Here is a 22,999-nt window from a genome sequence, read left to right as displayed (position 1 = left end):
GTGGCAGAACGATCAATTGAGCCTTTGTTCAGTCTCGGCATCAAAAAGATGAACATTCTCAGGATCGAGCATGACGTCGAACTCTTCACCCGGTTGGACTTTCTGACTTGGCGGCAAAGCAGCGACGAGCCTTTGTGGACCAACAGTTCCCGTGACAATCAGTTCGGGGCCCGTGAGTTCGGCGATGTCGCATTTCATGCGCAGAGCGACACTCCGGTCGTTGTGCTCTCGCCCGATTGCTTCTGAACGAACCCCCAACAAAATACTTTTGCCATGTGCAACATTTGGGAGACTGGTCACCGGAATACTGGTGTCCGTACCGTCAATCGCCAGACGATCCCCAGTGAATGTGGTTTCCAGTATATTCATCGGCGGCGCGCCAACGAATGTCGCCACATAAAGCGTCGCGGGTCTGTTATAGACATTCTCAGGCGTATCGAGTTGCTCAATACGTCCATTGCGCATCACTGCAATCCGGGTCGCCAAAGTCATCGCTTCTATCTGGTCATGCGTGACATAGACCATCGTAGTCTTCATGAACTGATGCAGCCGCTTCAACTCGGCACGCATTTCCATGCGCAATTTGGCATCCAGATTGGACAGTGGTTCATCGAATAGGAACAGTTTCGGGTGTCGCACCAGTGCACGACCGATTGCAACACGCTGACGCTGGCCGCCGGAGAGTTGCGCGGGCTTTCGATCCAGCAGATTTTCGATCTGTAAAAGTCGCGCTGCCTCCAGCACGGCTTTATCCCGCTCGGCTGCCGGTACTTTGCGCATTTCGAGACCGAAGCCGATATTGCGCTTCACATTCAGATTTGGGTACAGCGCATAGGACTGGAACACCATGGCCGTGTCCCTGTCCTTGGGGTGTACGCCCACGATAGACCGCTCATCGATGCGAATGTCGCCGCTTGTCGGCTCGGCCAGACCAGCAATAATATTGAGCAACGTCGATTTCCCCGATCCGGAAGCGCCGAGCAAAACAAGAAACTCGCCACTGGCCAGCGACAGATCGATACCTTTGAGGATTTCAGTCGACCCGAAGCTCTTGCACACATTGCTTATGGTCAGGGTGCTCATGCAAGCGCTCCTTCGATATCCGATGTATAGGCCCGCGGGCTTGTGGAAATAGCTTTGGATGCGGTGCGTGTAGCGGCTCGCAAACTTGCCTCAACCGGCTGCCCCTTGGCGAAAGACGCAAGGAAAGCAGCGTTGAAGACATCGCCCGCACCGATTGTGTCGATAACCGTCACCTGGGGCGCATCCACCGATATGACACTGCCATCCCCTGCGACCGCGAATGCGCCATTCGGGCCACATTTAACGATAAAAAGACCACCATTCGGCATGATCCGGCAAAGATTGTGTGCAGCCTCTACAGGATCGGTAGAGCGACCAAGATTGATCGTCTCAACCTCGTTGAACATTGCAAACTTACAGCGTTTCAGCCAAGAACGCGCACGGCTTCGGTTCTGCTCCGTCCAGCCTTGGACCGGCCAGCCGGTATCAAGCGCCACATCGATGTTGTGGCTGTCGGCCCAATCGAAAAACTGATCATATGCATCCGCCAGCCTGTCGGTCAGAAAACTTCCGCAAAGAAGGGCGAGCCCGCCGGACAAGGCCTCACCATCAAGTGCCGACAGGGCGTCTTCAATGGAAAAATGTGGCAGATGACCCAGCGTCGTGAAGAAAGTCCGTTCTCCATCCGGATGAGTCAGGCCGACGGACAGAGTGGTTTTTCCAGCAAACACCGCCCATTGTCTGGCGTGATCACCAAAATGCTCGGCCAGCCAGTGGCCAAACTGATCGGCACCCGTATTCGCGGCCATTTGAAATGGAACATCCAAAGCCATCAATGTCAAAGCCGAGTTTCCTGCCGAACCGCCGACGCGCAATTCGTCGTGGCTGACGATGTTCTCGGTTCCCGGTTGTGGCCAAGCCGCGGTCGGCCCCAGGATCATATCAACGTTGACGTTGCCGACAATTGCAATTGGCCTCACTCATTCGCTCCTGGTGATTTTGGAAGAGCGGACCGGCGTACCGGCATTCTCGACACGTTGGTCGGCAAAGGCCATCATGAGCCGCTGCGCTGCGGGCAGAACCTCGAATATGGCGGCAAGCCCGCGCGCTGCAGAAAGGGAAACTGTCACCGCTCCCGGAACAGGCGGTTCGCCCGAGGCGTCAAACACCACCAGCTTGGCACCGGCTTCGACAACAGACTGCGCCATTGCTGTCACCAGCGGCGCGGTCGCATCATCAGCTTTAAATATCACGACGCCAACTTTTGGTGAGAGCATTTCCATCGGACCGTGACGCAGCTGGCCGCCTTCCAGAGAATAGCTTGGCACGCGCGAAAGCTCGGTGAACCCGAGAGCAATGGCTTCGGCCACACCTTGTAGACTGCGTCCCGAGGTCACAATCGTGTCGACATCGGCGATGCAATCAAGCGCTGCATCAATAGCCACGGTCTCGGAGGATTTCAGCACGTCGAGTGCGGATCCCGGATCGTCACCAAGTGCAACCAATATGGCCAGATGCAGTGCAAAACTAATCGTCAGGCTGCGGGTTGCTGCAAATGCAAGCTCTCCACCGCCATGTCCTACCAAGCAATCTACCTTGCTCGCGAGGAACGACCTGGGGTCAAGTGTCAGACCGAATATATCAGCCTGCCCCTTTTTCTCAGAGAACCAGCGGACGACTTCTGCGCTTTCGCCCGACTGGGATGTGATCAGGACCGTCTTGCCTTCAATGGGTAGAGGCGCGCCAAGCTGTTCTGAAAGCGGTATTGAAACCGCATCAATATTGTGAGCGCGATAAAGCGGCTCCACGGCACGGCCGACAGCATGCGACCCGCCCATGCCCAAAAGCAATAGCTTGCCGGTCTTACGCAAATTCTCGGCGATCTTTTCTGCCTGCTCGCGATTACCGTCGAAAGAAATCAGGGCATCGCTGAACTGACGTGCCATCTCTCTATCGATTGCGACAAGTCCTTCCGGACGCTGTTTTTGCATGGTCATTGTCATCCTTTTACGCCGCCGCTGGTGAGGCCGGAGATAAGTGCGCGTTGCATCAAGAGCCCGACAATAACCGGTGGGAGCGCTGCCAAAACACCCGCGGTTGCGATTAGGCCGTAATCGGAAACACGTCCGCCAGCGAGGTCGGCAATGGCGACTGTCAGCGTCCGCGCCCGCTGATCCGATGTGAACAGCAACGCGTAGAAAAATTCGTCCCATCCAAGCAGAAATGCGAAGAGCGCCGATGTCGCGACAATCGGCAATGCGAGTGGCAACGTGATGATACGCAATGTCTGGAACAGGCTTGCACCGTCAATCATCGCGGCCTGCTCAATTTCCTGCGGGATGCCATCGAAGCCAGACTTCATCAGCCATGTGGTAAATGGCGCAAGAATAGTAAGATAAACAAGCGCGAGGCCGAATACAGAATTCAGTAGCCCTAGTTTTGCGAGGACCATGTAAAGCGGCACTGCCAAAGCCACGGGAGGCAGCATATAGGTGCCGATGACCAAGGTGAGCGACCAACCAATACGCGGAGTCCGCGATACCGCCCAACCGGCAGGTATTGCAACAAGGATTGCCACCAATGTAGCCATGCCCGCCACTCTTAGACTGTTATACATCGATGCCACAAAGGCCGCGCCCGCGCTATTGGGGACCGTGGACAGCAGGGTCTGGTAGCGAGAAAAATCGACTGTGGTGGGCCACCATTTCAATGGCCGAACGGACAAGTCCGCCATCGGCGATATGCTCATGACAAACAGCCAGAACAAGGGCGCGAGGATAATGACCGCGAGCGACAGTGCAGCAAGATAGATGAAGAAAGTTGCGGTTGGGCTTCGACGTTCCATTATGTTGCCGCTCCAGCCGTTTTGCGCACCAGAAAGCCGTAGCCCAACGCGAGCACCGTGACGATTAGCGTCACAATAAGCGCCAGCGACGCGCCAGATCCCGCGCGCTGGAAGGAAAAGGCTTCCTGATAAACCAGAATAGAAAGTGTTCGGGTTGAATTGGCTGGACCGCCACGCGTCATGATCCAAATGATGTCAAAGACCTTGAATGCTTCAATGGTGCGGAGCACAAGGGCCACCATCAAGGGTCCCGCAAGATAGGGAAGAATGACAAACCGGAACCGATTGAGTGGACCAGCGCCATCGACGAGCGATGCAGCCGTTATGTCTCTTGGCACTGCCTGAAGGGCCGCCAGTGCAATGAGCGCCACAAGCGGGAAGTTCTTCCAGCAGTCGGCGACAATCAGCGCCGTCATTGCTGCTGGCGGTTCGCCGAGCCATGACTGATAGTCTGAAATGATGCCAAGCTGGGTCAATAGCGAATTGAGAGCACCATATTCGGGGTTGTAAATGAGGCGCCAGAGCGTTGCGTTAACCACCGTTGGCAGCGCCCATGGCAGAATGAGCAAAGCGCGCAGGATAGTGCGGCCGTAAAACGGCTGGTTCAGCAAAAGTGCAGCTAGAACACCAAGAACCATTTCGGCCGAAACCGAGACAACGGAGAACCAGGTTGTGGTCCAGAAAGCGCGTTGAAAATTGGAACTGGACAGCATTTTGATGTAATTGGCGATGCCAACGAAATCGCCCCCAGTGCCGACAAGCTTTGCATCGGTGAACGAAAGGCGCACTGTTTCAAACATTGGCCAGCCGATCACGCAAACCATGACGGCGAGTAACGGAAGCATTAGCAACCACGCTCGCATAGTCATCCAGTTGCCGGACATTGTTTGCACCTCAGCCTAAATGAAAGAAAGGAGTGGATGCAGGTGCACCCACTCCCATCAGGGTCTTAGAGCCCGCTGTTTTCAGCTGCGGATTTGAGGGCGTCTTCCGGTGAAGACTGTCCCAGCAAGGCTTCCTGAATGGACTGCTGCAAGGCCGTGGACATTTCCTGATATTTTGGTGTCGTCGGACGCGGATACATCGCAGCCAGACCGAGCTTCGCTGCCGCGATCAGTTCTTCCTGTCCCTTCGCCACAGCCGGATCGTCATAGGACGACGCCCAGATCGGCAGAGAAAGTTTTGCATAATCGTTCTGGACCTTCTGCGAGGTCATGAAGACGATATATTTCCACGCGTCATCGGGATGCTTGCTGGTGGTGGTGATGCCAAGCCCCATGGAACCATTGACAGCCGAAACCTCGCTCTTGCCATCGGCGCCCGGTGCAGGCACCACGCCAACCTTACCAACCACTTTGCTTTCGGCAGGGTCATTGACCTTGCTGTACATATAGGTCCAGTTCAACGCGAAGGCGGCGTCACCGTTCTGGAAGACCTTGCGCACATCTTCCTCCAGAAACTCTTTCGAGTTCGGATTGCTGAGGCCGGACTTATAGCTATCCACCATATATTTGAGTGCATCCAGTCCACCATCCTTATCGAAGGCAGGCTTTCCATCTTTCAAAAAGTCGCCGCCATAGGCGCTAACCAGCGTGGTGTAGTCACAAATTGCGGCCTCCGCCTGCGCCCAGCTCCACGCAATCGGCGATGCGAGCAGGCCCTTGTCCTTGATGATCTTCGCCTGTTCGTTGAGTTCAGCCCAGGTCTTTGGTGGATTCTTAATACCCGCCTTCTCAAGGATTTCCTTGTTGTAGAACAAGTACTTGGTATCAAGAATCCACGGCATGCCGTAATATTTATCCTGATACTGAACCGTCGTCCAGGCGCCCGGCAGAACACCCTTTTTCATCTCGTCCGTAATGCGCGACGAGACATCGACAAGCACATTGTTGCTCGCATATTCGGCTGGCCAGATCACATCGAACAGCACAACGTCATAGCCCTGCCCCGAACCTTGAGCCAGAACCGTCTTGTCGTGCAGCCCTTCATAAGGCACGAATTCCAGATTGACCTTCACATCCGGATTGGCCGTCTGAAAGGCCTCCGTCATCGCGCGCACATCCGCTTCGCTATAAGCGGCCTGAGCCATGAACAGGGCGTTCAGGGTCGTTTCAGCAAAAGCGTGCGGAACCGAGAAAGCGGATACGGCCAGCGTACCCAGCACGACGGTGCGAATTGATTTAAGCATTGTTACCTCCCGTTTATCTGCCTCCGGCTTGTGCTTTGTGCCCGGCACATTGCCCCTATCACCGCGAGTTCAGAGCTGTTGTTCCACCATTATTAAATGTTTATGTTCTTTATTAAGTCAAATCCATTGACTTAAACGTGTTATAAATATCTATTGGTGTCAAGAGGGATTAAGGATGCCAAGAAAGAGCGATATTCGGGCCACCAGCGGCACCAATCATGAGGGCACCAGTGCCCATAATCGCAGGGTGATCATCGACGCCCTGCGTCAGAACAGATCGCTCTCCCGTGCCGAACTCGCCCGTGCGACAAGTCTCACTAAACAGACAATCTCCAACCTAATTGAAGGTCTGGAAAGCGATGGATTGGTGAGTTCTGAGAATGTCGTCAGGCAAGGCCGCGGACAACCGGCAACGCCCTACCGGTTAGTGCCTGAGGGCGCATTTGCGCTCGGCGTTCAAATCGACCGACATTTGACCCGGATCGTCGTTGTCAACCTGACAGGCGATGAAGTTATGCGTCGGGAAGCCGCCCTGCCTGCTGATAATCCCGAAGAGGGCTGCGCCATCATACTGGAGGAAATTGCCGAGGTGCGGGCTGCGCTTGCGCGTGAATTTCCCGATGGGCACTACCGAATGTCGGGCCTTGGCGTCGCGATGCCCGGGCCTTTCGGCACACCAGTTCCCGAAGATGACCGATGGGTGATGAGCGCATGGCAGTCGTTCCCGCTGATTGACAGGCTCACCGAGAGCACCGGTTTAACGGTGACGTTGCAGAACGACGCCACGGCCTGCGCACGGGCAGAAAAAATGGTCGGTCTTGCGGATGGCCTCGATAATGTCGTCTGTATCTATTTGGGTTATGGTGTAGGCGCCGGCCTGATACTGAACGGAGAAATCTATACGGGCAGCAAGGGCAATGCCGGTGAAATCGGCACCATGCTGATGGCCAATCAGGGCGTGCAAACGCCGCTGGAACACCACGCCTCTCTCTCGTCGCTTTACAAATATTTAAAACTCGACGAAGCACAGCCCGATCTGTCCGCAGAACTTGAAACCCTGCTGATGCAAAACGACCCCCGGGTGGAAGCATGGTTGGAGCGCGCGGCGACGGAACTAAGATCAGCCATTCATACGATAGAGGCGATCTTCGATCCGCAAACAATAATTATATGCGGCGGAGCGCCAAAACTTTTGGCCAACCGCCTCGTGGACCGGATCGAACCGCTCGTTTCTTCCAGCGTTGATTATCCGGTGCGAACATTGCCGCGCCTGCTGGTCGGCTTGACCGATATATGGGCCGTGGCGCGGGGGGCAGCGCTTGAGCAAATCAGCAGGCATTTCGACCCGCGTTTCTCAGCACTCCTGAAATCTGGCGCCGTTTCCTGAAGTGCCCGGCGATAGCCAACACCAGCTCAACTCATCATGCTTCAAGCCACCTCGGCAGCCCCTTAGCGACGTGGCCTGTCTGCGCGGCCTCTGCACAGCTGGCGAGACTACCAAAACGCACCGCACGGCCAGAGAGACCCGGCCCATAATGGGCGTATTTTCCTGAATTGGTCATCAGCGCCTTGGCCTCAGTTGGGAAAACAGGCTCGGAAATAGAGCACCAGCAGAGATCGGGGATCACCTGAACGCCTGCCATTTCCAGCCTTTGCAGTGCTCCCTCTTCGCGCGCCGCAGCTATGACCTGACGCCCCGCGGTAATGATCGTGGTTATGACCGCTTTTCCGCCCTGCAACGCATCTGCAAAAGCGCGACATTCTTCCAGAGACGCATGTGGGCTACCAATGGCTACCAAGTCCACTGCATCAGGGCCATCATTCAGCAGCTGCCATCCCGCTGCCATATCGTCTTTCGTGATAAAAGCCGTATCAGCTGAGGGCGAAATGAGATGCGCTTCCGGTGTAACGCCCTCAATATGCAGCATAGGCGCGGCCGAAGTCGTGCCGAAGGCAGCACATAAGGCTTTCAAATTTTCCGGCGACGGCTTGACGTCCCTAAGCCCTTTCAGGAGTGGAATACGATCTGGTGAAACCTTGCCCGCGAGGTAACCAATCAATGGCCAGAAAGCGTCGTCGAACCCCTCGGGTATATCAACGTGAATGATACGCTGCGCATAGCGATGTTCGTCAAGGTAAACACCTGAGAGTGGTGCTCGTCCGGTAATCGCGATGCAAAGATCGAGAAAATCAGGATGCTTTGCCGTGCGGGCTCCAAGCACTGTGTTTGCATAGATGACCGCATTGCTCTCTGCCCATGCGATTGTATCGCCCTGTTCCGGCGCTGTCTCCAGTAGGTAGGGCGAACAGGTAAATGTGCTCCTGCATCCCATCTGCACATAGGCATCAGCAAGACGTGCGGCGGGCCTTCCAAAGGTTGCAGGCACACCTTGCGCCTGCCAATGCTCACGATCAACGGAGATAGCATTCATCGTCGTCGGAACACGCACCTGCGCGCCCATATCCACCATTTTCTCGGCAAAGACCAGGTTGGCCGAGCTTGCATAGATGCAGCCGTCGATATGAGCCTGCGCGACGTCGATCAGGCGTTCCGCACCCTGGTTCTCGGCCATGGCACAGATAATATCCATGGCAAGCTTGGTAACGTTCCCCTCTTTACCCGCCACCATGGCTTGATCAGCGGCAGAAAGCGCGAGGCCAGTCTCCTTCGATGCAGCGAGCGGCAGCGTGAAACCGGGCGCGGTCAACATCGTGGGCGTGATCGCGGCCTCTGGCTCTTTTCGCAAGCGCTCCCACTCCTCCGATCGCAGCCGCAAGACGGGGAGAGGATGGCCAAACATCTTGTCGGCAATGAGTGCCCCAAGCGTCACCACGTCTTCAGACTGGCAGAAAATCAGCGCAGCCGGCGCCATGCCATTCAATGCCAGGTCAAGCAGCACGCCCGAACCTGAACAGGAGCCACGCGTCGATGGCATCATCAGCACAACACCCTTTATACTTTGCCCATGGAGCGGATGATGTATGTCGATGATCCTGCCTGTGGCGGGATCCACCCCGCCCCAAAAGCTCAGCGGTTCATGTGTTGCGAGGATAGGCCCTTCGGCGGTTCCGGCCAGAATGCTACGGGCTGTTGCGATCTTGTCCACCTGTCGGTTGCCTCGTTAATTTCTGCACTATCTCCGCCAATAGGACGGCGGTGATTCCGGCAAGCGTCACGGCTTTGATAGCGAGCCCTATTAGCGACGAAATTCTCCCCGATTTGGGGCATCCTGCCCCATTTTGATCAGCTTTTCAATGCGTTATGAATGAGCGCAGTGGCGCTGCAACGAGAGCAGCTTCGACCGAACTCGTAATATCAAGCGTATGAGCCGGATTGTCGAGTAGAGCACCGCCCACCCCAGTCGATATATCCGCTAGGACCTTTACATTCCTCGCTCTGACACGAAAGCTATCAGAGCGAGGAATTTACAGCGTATGTCAGTTGCTATCGGCTGGTGCGTCGGCAGAAATTACGCCCTTGGCTTTCAGGCGCGCCCAGAAGGAGGCAGGAATTTCCTGCTCGAACCAATCGACATTTGCCTTCATCTGCTCGCCATTGCGGGCGCCTGAGACAACAGTGACCACGGCAGGATGCAGCGCGGGAAAGGCCAGAGCCGCCGCTTGCATGGTAACACCTTCGGATTCGCATGCCGCTTGAACTTCCTCGACACGAGCCAGGAGATCGGCCGGCGCTTCGGCATAATTGAACTTCCGATTGCCCGCTAGAAGACCGGAATTGAAAGCACCTGCCACGACGATACCAACGCCCTCCCGGTGGCAACGGTCGAGAAGAGAAAGGCTTTCTTGCTCTAGCAAGGTATAGCGGCCAGCCAGCATCGAAACGTCGATGTCAAATTCCTGCATCGCGTCGGATACGACCTGCCATTCATTGACCCCTAGACCGACGGCCTTGACCAAGCTCGCAGAACGCAGTTCGCCAAGCGCCTTGAAACCGCCACCCTTGGTCAGCTGGTCCCAATAGTGTTGATGGCGATCGCCGTGGGTGGCGCGGCCAATATCATGAATATACAGCACGTCAGGAGCGAACACGCCAATCCGCTGGCGGCTTGCTTCGAAAGAACGCATGATCGCATCGTAACTGTAGTCGTAGGTCGGTCGAAATGGCAGCGGCTCGACGTAAGCGTCTTCTTCCGGCCCGACTGTCTCGTCCGGCACCATGATGCGCCCAACCTTGGTGCTGAGCACATATTCGTCGCGTTTGTGCTCCGTCACCATCGTGCCAAGGCGGCGTTCTGAACGCGTATAGCCATAAAAAGGCGCTGTATCGAAGTAACGGATACCAGCATCCCACGCCGCATCGAAAGCACTCAGCGATTCCTGATAACTCGTCCATCGATAGAGGTTACCCATCTGGGCACAGCCGAGACCCATTAGCGTGAACGAGACGTCACGATTGCGCAATTTGCGTCTATCTGAAACCTTCATGATGTGCTGAATTCCCAATCTGACCGAAAAGAGCGCGCGGATATGCTCCGCGCGCCAGCTTTGACTTAGTAAAGAACGTTCTTCGCTTCCGGCTTGTCGACATTGTCCTTCGTGACAACAACGACGCCAGTATCGATTGTCTTCTCGACCTTTTCCTTCTTGAGCAACTTCAGCAGCGTTGCAACGCCGATATCACCCATCTGGTAGGAGCCCTGGACAACGGTTGCAGCCAGCGTGCCATCCTTGACGAATTCCTGCAAATCCTGGTTGCCGTCGAAACCGATTGCAGCAACCTTTCCTGCCTTGCCGGCCTGCTTGATCGCCCGGCCCATGCCGATTGCAGTTGGTTCGTTCGCGCCGAAAATGCCCTTCAGGTCACTGTTGGCAGCCAGAACATCGGTGGTCTGGTTGAGCGCGGTCGCCATCTGCGATTGTGAATAGTAAGGCCCAACGATTTCCAGCTTCGAATTGGCCTTGATGTAGTCGGTAAAGCCGCCCACACGACCGATTTCAGACCCGGCACCGGCAACATAGGACATGACGGCGATCTTGCCCGTCGTGCCGACCTTGTCGATCAGAGCCTTGGCAGCGAGTTCGCCAGCCTTTTTATTGTCCGTCGCCAGGAAGGACTGGTAATATTTCTCGGCACCGCTGGCGAGCTGGCTGTCGATGATGACAACCGGGATGCGTGCTTCCCAAGCCTTTTTCACGGCTGGGACAAGCGCATCGGGATCAGACGGTGCAAGAAGAATGGCGTCGACTTTGCGGTTGACGGCATTTTCGACCATATTGACCTGGTCAGCGATAGCGGACTCCGATGCTGGTCCCTGGAAAGTCATCGTGTGCTCGCCCTTTGCCTCGGCAATGGCAGCATCGGCGCCCTTCTGAACGTTCTGCCAGAAGGTCGAATTGACCGTCTTGACGATAACGGCAATTTCACCGGCCGACGCGGTGGACAAACCGCCGAAGACCATGACCGAAGCGAGAAGCGCAGTTTTAAATTTACCCATGTTTTCCTCCAACTAACCGAACCCGACCGGAGTTCGAAACGGGGGAAGGCCCTACCCTTCCCGTCCTCCTCTTCAGCGGCGATTGCGCAATTGGTCGATCCAGACGGTGACCAGAATGACAAGTCCGATGATGATCTGCTGCGTGAAGGCTGAAACGCCGTTCATATTCAAACCGTTGCGCAAAATGCCGATGACGAATGCGCCGATAAAGGTCCCCGAAATCGTACCGACACCGCCGATCAATGATGTACCGCCAATGACTGCGCTAGCGATGGCGTCAAGTTCGTACATGACGCCTTCATTCGGCTGCGCGGTGACAAGTCGAGACATCAGCACACAACCGGTCAGTCCAGCCAGCGTGCCGGAAATCAGGTAGGTATAGATCGTGATCCGCGAGACGTTGACGCCCGACAGACGCGCGGCGACGGCGTTGGAGCCGATGGCATAGATATGACGGCCAAACACAGTCCGATTGAGAACAAACGCGGCGATGATGGCGATCACAATCATCAGGACAACGGGATACGGAATGCCCGGAAAAGTGACGACCGGGAACCCCTGCTCATCGATCGACTCCAACCGAAATAGCGAGCCGTTACCCAGAACGCCGAAGCTCTCTCCCAGTCCCGAAACCGCGCGGGCGCCAGTGATTTGCAAGGCAACACCACGAGCAATCAACATCATGCCGAGCGTGGCGATAAAGGGAGGCAAACGCAGCTTGGTGACAGCCAGACCATTGATCAGGCCACAAAGCGAACCGGTCAAAATGCCGAGCAGCATCGAAATCCAGATGGGAAACTGCAGTTCCTTCACGGCAAGTGCAGCCACGACGCCAGCAAGCGCGAGCACCGAGCCAACGGAAAGGTCGATGCCACCCGTGATGATCACATAAGTCGCACCAATACCAAGCAAAGCAATCGAAGTGACCTGAAGCGCTATGGTCATGCCGTTGCCAACAGAGAAAAAGGCGCTGCTCGTCGCGGAAAAGATTGCAGCAAGCACGACAAGACTGCCAAGCGCTGCAAACTTCTGAATGATATCCTTCTGCCGCTCGCTGAGACGCCGTCCCTTATCTGCTGAAATTTGGGGTTGCTCTACCGGTTTACCGTTGGTTACTTCCGTCATGCTGATTATCCTTATTCGCCGCGTCGACCACTGCCGGACGCGTAATGCATGATCTCTTCCTGATTGGTGTCTCGTGTTTTGAGCGTCGCAGCGATACGACCGCCATGGAAGACAGCGATACGATCAGACATGCCAAGCACTTCCGGCAGTTCGGAACTGATCAAAACAACCGCGATACCCCGCGCCGCAAGCTCATCCATGATCTGATAGATCGCAAATTTCGCGCCAACGTCGATGCCCCGTGTCGGCTCGTCAAAAAACATGACCCGCGGCTCTCGAAACAGCCATTTGCCAATGATGATCTTCTGCTGATTGCCACCCGACAGAAGACGAACCGGCTGATGGAGGCTCGGCGTCTTGATGCTGAGGAGATCGACATAATGCTGGCTTGCGTCCCGCTCTTGCTTGCGGTCGATGACGCCGAGACTGTTACTGACTGCCTGCATGCGCGCCATGACCAGATTGGCATCCACAGGCATCGCGATGGCGAGACCTTGGGCCTTGCGATCTTCGGACAGGTAAGCGATGCCAGCATCGATCCCGCTGCGTGGATCTGTGATCTTCAATTCACTGCCGTCGAGCAGAATCGTACCCGCATCAAGCGGATCGGCGCCGAAAATTGCTCGTGCCACTTCGGTTCGCCCCGCACCCATCAACCCGGCAAAGCCGAGAATCTCGCCACGACGAATATCAAAGCTGATATCCTCGAAAACATCACGCCTTGTGAGGCCCTTCACCGAGAAAATGACGTCATCCGCAGGCTGTCGGGTCGGCTCTGGAAACTTGTCCTCCAGCGAACGCCCAACCATGCGCGCAACGATTTCATCGACGGTGAGGTCAGCAAAATCATCGGTCGAGACATATCGCCCATCGCGCAGAACCGTAACGCGATCAACGATTTCCTGCATCTCATCCAGCCGGTGAGAAATATAAATAATGCCGGTGCCCTGGCTTTTCAGATCACGGATCACCTTGAAGAGGAGTTGTGCTTCCTGTTCCGTCAAGGACGAGGTGGGCTCGTCCATAATCAGCACATTCGCGTCCAGCGAAAGCGCCTTCGCGATCTCCACCATCTGACATTGGGCGACGGACAGCGTCCGCACCTGCACATTCGGATCGATACTCACCCCGAGACGGTTAAGACAGCGCTTAGCATCGGCGATCAACTTCTTTCGGTCGACCAGAAAGCCTCGGCGAGGTTCGCGTGCGAGATAAATGTTCTCCGCGACGCTCAGATGCGGCACGAGATTAAGTTCCTGATGGATGATGGCAATGCCAGCCGCTTCGGACTCCAGCGTCGAAGCGAACTGAACCGGCGCTCCCTTGTAGGTGATCGACCCTGAATTGGGTTGATATACGCCGCTGATGATTTTCATCAGCGTCGATTTGCCAGCGCCATTTTCTCCGCAGACAGCATGAACCTCACCGGCGCGCAGATCGAAGCTGACACCCGAAAGTGCTTTTACGCCCGGAAATTCCTTAGAGACGTCGTCAAGCCTGAGCAGCACAGGAGCCGTTTCAGATGGCTTCTTTACAGAAAAACCTCTCATCGTGCTCCTCCTCCCCGGTGCTGTGATAAAAGTTGTCATTTGATAGGGGAAAAAGAGAAATCTGGTCAAGCCACATTATTAAAATTTCTTGAGAGTAGCGACAAAATCAGCAAAATAACGCGTGAACCTATCCGTTATTAACAAATTTGGTCTTACCGCATGCTTGAAACCAGACGTGTCTATCAACAGATCGCAGACCAGATCCGCGCGCTTATCGACGGCGGTTCGCTCACGGCGGGATCAAGACTACCGGCTGAGCGGGAACTTGCGCAGCAGTTGGGCATCTCACGCCCCTCGCTTCGCGAAGCGCTTATTGCTCTCGAAATTGAGGGGGTAATCGAGATTCGATCAGGGTCAGGTATTTATGTCCTGAACCCCACCGGGTCGAATCTGAACGATCAGTTGTTGGGCGAAAGCCCTACAGAATTAATGCAGGCACGCGTTTTGATAGAATGTGGCTTGATCGCGCAATGTGCGGCGCGCATCACCGAGCCTACATTGTCAGAACTGGACAACATCCTTGACGCAATGACGCGGGAGATTGACGCCAACCGAAAGCCTCTCGAACACGACCGACAGTTTCATATCGGTCTCGCATCAGTGGTGGGAAACAGCGTCCTGACTGATCTGGTGATCAAGCTCTTCGATGAGAGGCACAGTCCAATTTCCGAACGAATGCAACGGCATACGGAAAGCCCTGGCACATGGCGGTTGGCAGTTGAAGAACATCGCGCCGTTCTGATTGCACTGCGGGCGAAAGACCCATTTGCAGCGCAAGTCGCTATGCATGCCCACCTCGCTGCATCCGAGCGCCGGTGGATTGAGGAATAACAGAGACCGGTTCCTGCCGTAAACTTTTGTCAGCCCAACGAAACCGACATACTGCGGCGTTTCGGCATCGCGGTAATACGGTTTTTCAATCGGAAAGCATGTTCTGATTGCGGCTGCGCTCCAGCGTCAGCTCCGCGGTGGTCTGGCCGAGCCGTTTTGCCAGTTCTCGCATGATCGTGATGGCCATTTCTGGATAATCACCGAGAATTTTTGTGAAATGTTCCTTGCTGATGCGCAAGGTTTCCATAGACGTCGCCGCTCGCACGGTGGCCGTGCGCCCCATATCACACAAAATCCCAATTTCACCGACGATGGAATTGGGCTGGGCCTCGGCAACCTTGATCGGCCCGCCGGGTGTATCGACCAGAATATCCGCCCCGCCCAAAAGGATTACATAGGCGGCGTCCGACATGTCGCCCTGATGGAACAGCGTTTCACCAGGCTTGAAAGTGACGCGCTCTGAAGTGAAGGCGAGAAGCTTCAGCTTCGCCGGTTCTATCCCGGCAAAAAACGGCATGCTCCGTAGCATCTCGACCTCATCCTTCAGTAACATCGATCTTTCCCTTCATGACGCGTTACGACAGCAGATCCTTGAGCGGTCCATCCTCCTGCATCAGTGTCTCATATGTACCGTCCTGAACCACCCGCCCGTGATCAAACACGATAACGCGGTCGAAGTCTCTGGCGAGAGAAAAATTGCTCAATGCCCATATTATCGCAGGTTTATGACCCTCTTTATGCAGTGTATGCATGATATTTGCGGCGATCTGTATTTGGATACGCTGATCCAGTGAGGGCAGCGGTCGGTTGAACACCACATAATCGGCATGCTTGAGCAGAGCTCGCGCCATATTGATTTTCTGGCGCTGGACGCTGGTCAGCCGCTTGCCGCCAGAACCCACATCAAAATCAAGGCCGATGATCAGGATCGTGCGTTGCTGGCCCGTTTCCTCGAATAGATCGATAAGTGTCGACCGGATCTTGTCCGATGCATTCATCTGTCCATAGCTTATCTTGCCGAATAGCAGATTGTCGAGAAGCGTAGCGTGCTTGATGAAACGGTCGGGCTCGTAAGGCTCGATCACGGCGCGCAGGTCCTTCGGCGTATCTTGCAGAAAGCGTGTTCTTGCCTTCACAATCTTGGCCTTCAACTCATCCGTCAGAAGACCAAAACGATGCCGCGGCTCTATATAGGCGAAGCTGAGACGCACAATGTTGACGCGATCTTCGTCCGAGACCGCGTCAACGCTGAGGCCCTTCACGCGCTGAAGAAGCGTCTCGTATTCAGGTATGTCTTCCGGACGCATGAAGGTCAGCTGCTGGAAGAAGGGGTGGTCCGCTGGCAGGTCGCGGAAAAGCTCGATAGCGTTTTGTGCAATTTCGAGGCTCACGGCGTAGAGATCGGCGAGCAGGTCGTTCTCGCCGATGACCTCCCGAAAAAAGGGATGTGCCGCCAGTTGACGAATGGTCATGGAGGAACGGTCGAGCACGCCAAACAGCAGATTTTCGCCCACCGTCGCTTGCATGTTATAGACGTCCGGCTCAAAGGGAATGACGAGTTCGGCCATATCGCTGCCGTCAAGCCGCGTGCGCAGGGCCTGCCTGAGTTCCACGATGCGCGCGCTGAATTCAGGATGAGCGACCGTATCGACCTTTGACAGGAGCGCTATATCGAAAATGTCATGGGTAACCATCACCGCGTCGAGAATAGGCCGCACAACGGCATATAGTCCGTCTCGCCCCTCAATGCCCATCGCCGCGTAATCGACCCAGTCGCTGTTGAGATCGAAATCAGGGTTTCGTGCCCGGCGCGCCTCTGCGATCTGCCAGTTCCGTTTTGCAGCGTCATTGCCTTCATAAGCAACCTTTGTCAGGGGCGCATGTTTCAGCCCGTAGAGCAGATTGTCGCGTAAGGAACCGCTGAAGAAATAGCCGTCACCCGACGCATAGGCGATGCGCCGTCCGGTGACCGATTCTGGCAGTTCGAGAAGATCATGACTGTCGATTGCGACACGCCCAGACGCTGGCCAGACGAGTCGGCCAAGCAGTTCGGCAAAAACATCGCTGCCACTGCCCGCAGGACCGATCAGCGCCACGGTCTCGGTCGGCTTCAATTCGATGCTGACATGTTCCAGAAGCGGCGCGCCGCTGTCGTCCTGCACCGCGACATTGGTGATAACGAGCGGCTGGTTAAGCGGGGGAACGGTATCGTATTGGACCGATTGGACCTTCGGGTCGATGAGATTATCAACACTGAACTGCTCCACCACTTGCGCGTATTTGACCTGCACGTCTTGGCGGTTTTGGTCCCAGTCGATCAATTCCTTGAGCGGTCCCGGCAGGGCCTTATAGGCATTGATGACGGCGACGAGCTGGCCGATATCGAGCCGGCCCTGGAGCGCGAGAATACCGCCAATCATGTAGAACAGAAACGGCGTAACCTGTGCCAGGAAATTGTTGATGAACTTGACCAGAAATTTCCACTGGTAGAGATCGTAGCGGATGGTGAAGATGTGCCCCAGACGGTTGGCGATATCGGCACGTTCATAATTCGACGTGTCATTGCTATGGATAGCGCTGATACCATCGACGATCTCGCCGACGCGGCCCGAAAGTTCACGCGCGGACAGCTGGCGCTGCCGTCCCAGTTCCAGCAGCCGCTTGCGCATTCGGGGAATGATAATGCCCTGCGCAGCAACAATGATCGCGGCAATCATACCGAGCCAGAAATTCTGCATCAGGATGAAGACGAGCGCGGTAACCGCCTGCCCTCCGAGAAGCGCCGGCTGCACAAAAGCGTCCCCGGTGAAGCCTCCAAGCGGCTCCACTTCGTCCTTGATCATGGTGGCGATTTCAGCCGAGCGCACACGTTTGAAGTGGAGTGGCGGGAAACGCAGCACCCGGTCCACCAGCTCGAAGCGGATGCGGCGCAGCATCCGCTCGCCTAGCCTGCCCTTATAAGTGTTGATATAGAGCTTGAAGAGACCGTTGACCACAACCAGCAGCAGGAACACCATGCTGAGGCCGATGAGCATCTGGATACGGTTGAGCTGCAGCCCGCTGAAGAAGACCACCTCCCCCAGAATCGGGAAATCATAGGTGATGCGCATGAAAGTCTGCGTGGCGCCGGGCTTCTCAAAACCTATGCCCTGAATGGGACCGTTGATGATCTGCTTGGGCAGGTCGAACGAGAGAAAATAGGGGACCATCGAGATGGCGACGACAAAGAGAATCCAGGCTTGCTGGGCGCGTGTCGAGGACCAGATATAGCGGGCTAGATTTTTTTCCATGAAATCCCGTTGTGAGATCGACGGCCTGCCGGGCCTTGCTGCTAAAGTGCCGTCAAACGTTCTCTCTATACCGATGCATTCGCGAACCCCCTCCGCTTTTTCCAGTATATTTGTAGAGCGTTTACAGAAAAATGGAAGTATCTCCCGTCACTTAAAAGCGGTACAAAAAGCTTCGATGCAGTTTCTGATTCCGATCGACCGGCAGCCACTGATGCTAACGACGGCGATACAGAAAATAGCGCTTCGCCGGGACATTCTGCGGCAGCGGCAGCGGCGCCAGATCCGGGTGTTCAAGCGGCAGTCCGCAGGCTGCAATTCCCCCCTGTTTCAACACGCAGGCCACTGCATCGGGCAACCATGTTAAGGTCATAGCATCCAGATCGCCATGGCCAGTGCCGATATCGGCATGCACGAGTGCCGCCTCGAAGCCGAAAAAATCGCGGATCGTGTCCTTAATTTCGCCCACCACGAGACTGTCGCTGTCAGGCGTCGAACTTGCGAAGGATCGCGTGATGCGATCGAAGGCGATGATACGGCGGTCGGGAAACAACTCCCTGATATGATCATAAGTGCGACCATTGCCGAGGCCGAGCTCCATGATTGCGCCTGGGGTTGCGCGTGTATCGTCCGCAATACTGTTCAGGATATCACGCTGGGCACAGAGACGGCGGATGAAACTGTCGAGACGACTCATGATTTATTCTTCCTGCATGATAACCGCGATCGCATTCTTCAACAATTCGCCATGCTATGCCTTGACGATTGTGTCGCCACCAATGTTACGGCGCCCAAACGCATTGCGGGTATCGACAATCAACGGCGCCCAGTTGGCCAGCGCCTGATAGTCGATCTGGTCGTGATCGGTGGCAATCAGCACAGCATCATAATTCTTGACAAGCTCTTCCGTGAGCTCGACGGAGCTGCGGCCACGCAGTTCGATATATTCGCGTGTCGGGGGAATCGTGGTGACGAACGGATCGTGATAATCTGTCGATCCACCGCGGGCCTCGATCAACTCAATTAGTTTAAGCGACGGGCTTTCGCGGATATCGGGAACATTTTTCTTGTAGGCAAGGCCGATTATCAGCACGCGCGAACGGCTGACAGCCTTGCCGTGACGGCGATCAAGCGCTTCAGCCAGCCGGTCCACCACATGGCGCGGCATGGCCGAATTGATCTCGCCTGCAAGTTCGATGAAGCGCGTCGGCAGTTCATACTCGCGCGATTTCCACGTCAGGTAAAACGGATCGATGGGAATGCAGTGACCGCCTAGCCCCGGCCCAGGATAGAAAGGCATATAGCCGAACGGCTTGGTCTTGGCGGCTTCGATCACTTCCCAGATATCGATGCCCATGGCCTCGTAGACGACCTTCAATTCGTTGACGAGAGCGATATTAACCGCTCGGAAGATATTTTCAGTCAGCTTTACTGCCTCGGCGGTCGCATTGGACGAGACCGGAACAACAGTTTTGACGGCGGCTCCATAGAAAGCGGCCATGAGCCGGGACGCCTCCGGACCATCCCCCGCAACAATCTTCGGAATGCTCGACGTTTCGAAATCACGATTGCCGGGGTCCTCGCGTTCCGGCGAAAAGCCGAGGAAGAAATCCGTGCCCGAGCGCAATCCGGTCTTCTCCAGGATCGGTCGTACCACCTCATTCGTGGTACCAGGATAGGTGGTGGATTCCAGCACGATCAGCTGACCGGCCTTCAATCTTCTGGCAATCGCATCAGAGGTCTTGATGACGAATGATAGGTCAGGGTCCCGCTGTTTGGTCAGAGGTGTTGGGACACAAATGATGATGACATCGCAATCGCCGAGGCTCGAAAAATCAGTCGTCGCGCTGAAACGGCTTTCGCCCACATGCCGCCCCAGCACCGTATCGGATACAGCTTCAATATAGGATTTGCCATCGTCTATCATGACGATCTTGGCGGGGTCGATATCGAAGCCGGCGACGCTAAAACCGCTATTGGCGATGGTCATCGCCAGAGGCAGACCGACATAGCCGAGGCCGATCACCCCCACGCGCGCGGAACGATTGGCGATCGCTGTAAACAGGTTTCCATGAAGCGGGGCAGAGTCGGTCAAGATCATAGCTCTCCGTCAATTGATGTTCTTCAGTGGCGGATTTACCGGCTCGCTGTCAAGCATGCCGCCGAGGGGTAACTATATGTTCACTGAAAACCGAGCTATTTTGCTTTGGTGAAACTGGCATTGCCGCGATTACACGCTATATTGGACCGTGCAATTTGCCGACGACAGGCCCTAGAAGGGGCCACTGGCTGGAAAGAACAACAAGCGATGGACACCCCCCGGATACCTATTTCCGAAACATTGCTCAGTCAGGTTTTAAACTGGCTACAACAGTCCGCACTCAACGGTGCAAGCCTCGAAACCCTCGCCGAGGGATTTTGCGAAAGGCTGGCAGCGACCGGCGTGCCGCTGATGCGCGTTCACTTAAGTTTTTCGATGTTGCATCCGCTCTATGATGCGCTGGGCTTCACCTGGATACGCGGCAAGGGCATGGAAGTCGAAGGGTTTCGCGCTTCGGCTAGCGAAGAGGATGCAGAGCGTTTTCTCAACAGCCCCTATTTTTATCTTCTCAGCAACAATCTGCAGTATCTGCGTCGTAAAATTGATCCGTCAATACCGTCGGAATTCACGGTTTTCGACGAACTGAAGGAAATCGGCGCCACCGACTATCTCGCCTTTGTGCAATCCTTCGGCGATGGCAACAGCCAGGGCATGATGGGTTCATGGACGACGGATGTGCCGGGCGGCTTCGGTGACGATGTGGTTGAGATATTGCTGACAATCCAGAACAGCCTTGCAGTTGCAGCGAAGATGGCGGTGCTGGGCAAGCTTGCGGATAATATGGTCACCACTTATCTCGGTAGCAATGCCGGCAAACGTGTGTTGTCGGGCCAGATCCGCCGCGGAGACGGGGAGACCATTCGCGCAGTACTCGTCATGGGCGACATGCGACAATCGACCGACCTCGCCGACAAGGCAGGCAGGCAGGTCTATATCGACACCCTCAATGAATTTTTCGACGCAATCGCCGCGCCGTTCAACAAGAATGGGGGCGAAATTCTGAGTTTTATCGGAGACGGGTTCCTTGCCGCCTATCCTTGTGGACGTCACCGGGAACCGTCGCAGATCGCCGCGCGCGCGGCAATGGCGGCGGTACGTCAGGCGACCGCAGCCATGGCCGATATGAACAACGAGCGAAAGAAGAAGGGCCTCGATGAAATCCGCTACGGAATGGGCCTGCATGTCGGCAATGTCATGTTTGGCAATGTCGGGCTCAAGGATCGGCTGACGTTCTCCACCTTCGGCAGCGCCGTCAATGAAGTGGCGCGGCTGCAAGGACTGACCAGGCTCTATCCTGATCACCCGGTCATCGCTAGCGAGGCGTTCACCACCTATTGCGGCGGCGACTGGGTGACACTCGGCGAAAAGAAACTGCGCGGCGTTCAGGACAAGGTGACGATACTAGCGCCGGGTGAGGAAAACTTGAAGATGAGCGGCGTCGAGGCCACCGGCGGAAAAAAACCGGACGCGGGGTCCGAGGCCGAGCAAGTGATGCTGCTTTTTCGCAACTCTCGCGACCAGAAGCCACGGAAGCTTGAGGGGAACCTTCTTCAATGATGAAGACATGTGCTGTGGCACTGCTTATATCCACCTTGTTTGTCCAAGTCCCAGCGATTGCCGATCCATTGAACACACCCCTTTTCGATACATTCGACGGTGAAGATTTTTCACCCAGTGGCGGGCTTTATTACCGCGACAATGATGAACAGAAAGCGGGATCTGTCGAGTTTCAGAGCGCCGTTACCCGCACCGGAGCCCGCGCGCTGAAACTGAGCGTTCGCCCCGCTTGCAAGGCAACATCAGAAAACTGCAGCGAGCGGGCGGAAATCTGGGAAAAAACCGAGCTTCGCGTCCCCTATACCCAAGCCGTCTGGTATGGTTTTGCCGTCAAGTTCGCCGACCCCATCCCGCAAGACGACCATCGCTACGTGATTGCGCAATGGAAGCGCGAGATCGGCCCCGGGACAAAAGGCGATTTCAGCCCGTTTCTGGCGGTGCGGCTCAACAAGGGTAAGCTCTTCATCACAGTAGAAACGAATTATCACCCGCCGGTCTCCGCGGGGACGAAAGGCGTGGCCGCGACATGCCAACAAGGCTCGACACCGGTTTGGTTGCGGTCGGAAACCAACCAGATGCGGGCACTCGTCGCGACCGACGACAACTGGGTCGCGGAAGATGGCGATCTCTTCTCCGCATGCACCGACAAAATCACCGTCACGCCACGCGGCAACAGCCTTCCTTCCCCCGCCTCCGGATGGATTGACTTTGCGATCATGACCAAACCCGGACCCGACGGAACCGGCCATATAGAAATCTTTGCCAACGACCTCTGGATCGCGACAGTCAAAGGCTATATCGGCCACAACGACCCTGGTTTGGGCAAGAACCAATATTTTAAATTTGGACCATATCGCGCGGCGGGGACCGGCGAATGGACGCTATATTATGATGACTTCCGCAGGTCGGCCAACTGCAAGGACGTTCTTCGCGACAGCAACGCTTGTGGTTTCATCAAGTAATCCTTTCCGGCAGGAAGCATTACGCCGTGCGTATCTTTTCACTACGCCATGGCATCTACTGGACCCGCGAAATC

Annotated in this window: 19 protein-coding genes; 4 read left to right on the top strand and 15 right to left on the bottom strand. The window is 55.6% G+C overall.

Annotated elements, in window-relative coordinates:
- Positions 1-12: 12 nt before the first annotated feature.
- From JAU75_RS14185 to JAU75_RS14160, 6 genes are all read right to left on the bottom strand, one after another.
- Positions 13-1,083, bottom strand: a complete 1,071-nt coding sequence (locus JAU75_RS14185; protein ID WP_199057159.1) for an ABC transporter ATP-binding protein — start codon at positions 1,081-1,083, stop codon at positions 13-15.
- The gene (locus JAU75_RS14180; RefSeq protein WP_199057158.1) at positions 1,080-2,003 is read right to left on the bottom strand and encodes a PfkB family carbohydrate kinase; all 924 of its coding nucleotides are present in this window, start codon (positions 2,001-2,003) and stop codon (positions 1,080-1,082) included. Before JAU75_RS14180 ends, JAU75_RS14185 begins: the two co-directional genes overlap by 4 nt.
- Entirely contained in the window at positions 2,004-3,020 is a 1,017-nt protein-coding gene (locus JAU75_RS14175) for an SIS domain-containing protein (RefSeq protein ID WP_199057157.1), read from the bottom strand. It abuts the gene before it with no gap.
- 2 nt (positions 3,021-3,022) lie between these two features.
- Entirely contained in the window at positions 3,023-3,868 is an 846-nt protein-coding gene (locus tag JAU75_RS14170; RefSeq protein WP_199057156.1) for a carbohydrate ABC transporter permease, read from the bottom strand.
- On the bottom strand, positions 3,868-4,752 hold the full coding sequence (locus tag JAU75_RS14165) for a carbohydrate ABC transporter permease (protein ID WP_199057155.1): 885 nt from the start codon (positions 4,750-4,752) through the stop codon (positions 3,868-3,870). Before JAU75_RS14165 ends, JAU75_RS14170 begins: the two co-directional genes overlap by 1 nt.
- A 65-nt stretch (positions 4,753-4,817) precedes the next feature.
- Entirely contained in the window at positions 4,818-6,056 is a 1,239-nt protein-coding gene (locus JAU75_RS14160) for an extracellular solute-binding protein (RefSeq protein WP_199057154.1), read from the bottom strand.
- A gap of 175 nt (positions 6,057-6,231) precedes the next feature.
- Here JAU75_RS14160 and JAU75_RS14155 point away from each other — a divergent pair, with 175 nt between their 5' ends.
- A complete protein-coding gene (locus tag JAU75_RS14155; protein WP_199057153.1) occupies positions 6,232-7,443 on the top strand; it encodes an ROK family transcriptional regulator in 1,212 nt (403 codons plus the stop codon).
- Positions 7,444-7,477: 34 nt separating this feature from the next.
- On the opposite strand, the gene JAU75_RS14150 is transcribed toward JAU75_RS14155, so the two are convergent.
- The 5 genes from JAU75_RS14150 to JAU75_RS14130 form a co-directional block, all read right to left on the bottom strand.
- Positions 7,478-9,163, bottom strand: coding sequence for an aconitase family protein (locus JAU75_RS14150; protein WP_199057152.1), 1,686 nt, complete (start codon positions 9,161-9,163; stop codon positions 7,478-7,480).
- A 331-nt stretch (positions 9,164-9,494) separates the two neighbouring features.
- The gene (locus tag JAU75_RS14145; RefSeq protein ID WP_199057151.1) at positions 9,495-10,502 is read right to left on the bottom strand and encodes an aldo/keto reductase; all 1,008 of its coding nucleotides are present in this window, start codon (positions 10,500-10,502) and stop codon (positions 9,495-9,497) included.
- Between the two features lie 65 nt (positions 10,503-10,567).
- Entirely contained in the window at positions 10,568-11,512 is a 945-nt protein-coding gene (locus JAU75_RS14140) for an ABC transporter substrate-binding protein (RefSeq protein WP_199057150.1), read from the bottom strand.
- A 72-nt stretch (positions 11,513-11,584) separates the two neighbouring features.
- Positions 11,585-12,637 carry an ABC transporter permease gene (locus tag JAU75_RS14135; protein WP_199057149.1) on the bottom strand — a complete coding sequence of 351 codons (1,053 nt, stop codon included), beginning with the start codon at positions 12,635-12,637 and terminating at the stop codon, positions 11,585-11,587.
- 11 nt (positions 12,638-12,648) lie between these two features.
- A complete protein-coding gene (locus tag JAU75_RS14130) occupies positions 12,649-14,187 on the bottom strand; it encodes a sugar ABC transporter ATP-binding protein (protein WP_199057148.1) in 1,539 nt (512 codons plus the stop codon).
- Between the two features lie 159 nt (positions 14,188-14,346).
- Here JAU75_RS14130 and JAU75_RS14125 point away from each other — a divergent pair, with 159 nt between their 5' ends.
- Positions 14,347-15,018, top strand: coding sequence for a FadR/GntR family transcriptional regulator (locus JAU75_RS14125; RefSeq protein ID WP_199057147.1), 672 nt, complete (start codon positions 14,347-14,349; stop codon positions 15,016-15,018).
- A gap of 85 nt (positions 15,019-15,103) precedes the next feature.
- Here the strand turns inward: JAU75_RS14125 and JAU75_RS14120 are convergent, their stop codons facing one another.
- The 4 genes from JAU75_RS14120 to JAU75_RS14105 all read right to left on the bottom strand — a co-directional run bounded on the left by JAU75_RS14120 (position 15,104) and on the right by JAU75_RS14105 (position 20,400).
- A complete protein-coding gene (locus JAU75_RS14120; RefSeq protein ID WP_199057146.1) occupies positions 15,104-15,571 on the bottom strand; it encodes a cyclic nucleotide-binding domain-containing protein in 468 nt (155 codons plus the stop codon).
- A 22-nt stretch (positions 15,572-15,593) separates the two neighbouring features.
- Positions 15,594-18,308: an ABC transporter ATP-binding protein gene (locus JAU75_RS14115; protein ID WP_199057145.1), complete on the bottom strand. Its 2,715-nt coding sequence runs from the start codon at positions 18,306-18,308 to the stop codon at positions 15,594-15,596.
- Between the two features lie 214 nt (positions 18,309-18,522).
- Positions 18,523-19,002, bottom strand: coding sequence for a class I SAM-dependent methyltransferase (locus JAU75_RS14110; protein WP_199057144.1), 480 nt, complete (start codon positions 19,000-19,002; stop codon positions 18,523-18,525).
- 54 nt (positions 19,003-19,056) lie between these two features.
- Complete coding sequence (locus JAU75_RS14105; protein ID WP_371836179.1) at positions 19,057-20,400, bottom strand: nucleotide sugar dehydrogenase; 1,344 nt, start codon at positions 20,398-20,400, stop codon at positions 19,057-19,059.
- A 213-nt stretch (positions 20,401-20,613) separates the two neighbouring features.
- Here JAU75_RS14105 and JAU75_RS14100 point away from each other — a divergent pair, with 213 nt between their 5' ends.
- Together JAU75_RS14100 and JAU75_RS14095 are read left to right on the top strand one after the other, a co-directional pair.
- Positions 20,614-21,963: an adenylate/guanylate cyclase domain-containing protein gene (locus JAU75_RS14100; protein WP_199057142.1), complete on the top strand. Its 1,350-nt coding sequence runs from the start codon at positions 20,614-20,616 to the stop codon at positions 21,961-21,963.
- Positions 21,960-22,925 carry a polysaccharide lyase gene (locus JAU75_RS14095; protein WP_199057141.1) on the top strand — a complete coding sequence of 322 codons (966 nt, stop codon included), beginning with the start codon at positions 21,960-21,962 and terminating at the stop codon, positions 22,923-22,925. The genes JAU75_RS14100 and JAU75_RS14095 overlap by 4 nt, the downstream gene beginning before the upstream one ends.
- Positions 22,926-22,999 lie beyond the last annotated feature (74 nt).

It is taken from the genome of Ochrobactrum sp. Q0168 (assembly GCF_016427605.1).
Lineage (GTDB): Bacteria > Pseudomonadota > Alphaproteobacteria > Rhizobiales > Rhizobiaceae > Brucella.
This window is presented reverse-complemented; position numbering and strand designations above follow the sequence as displayed.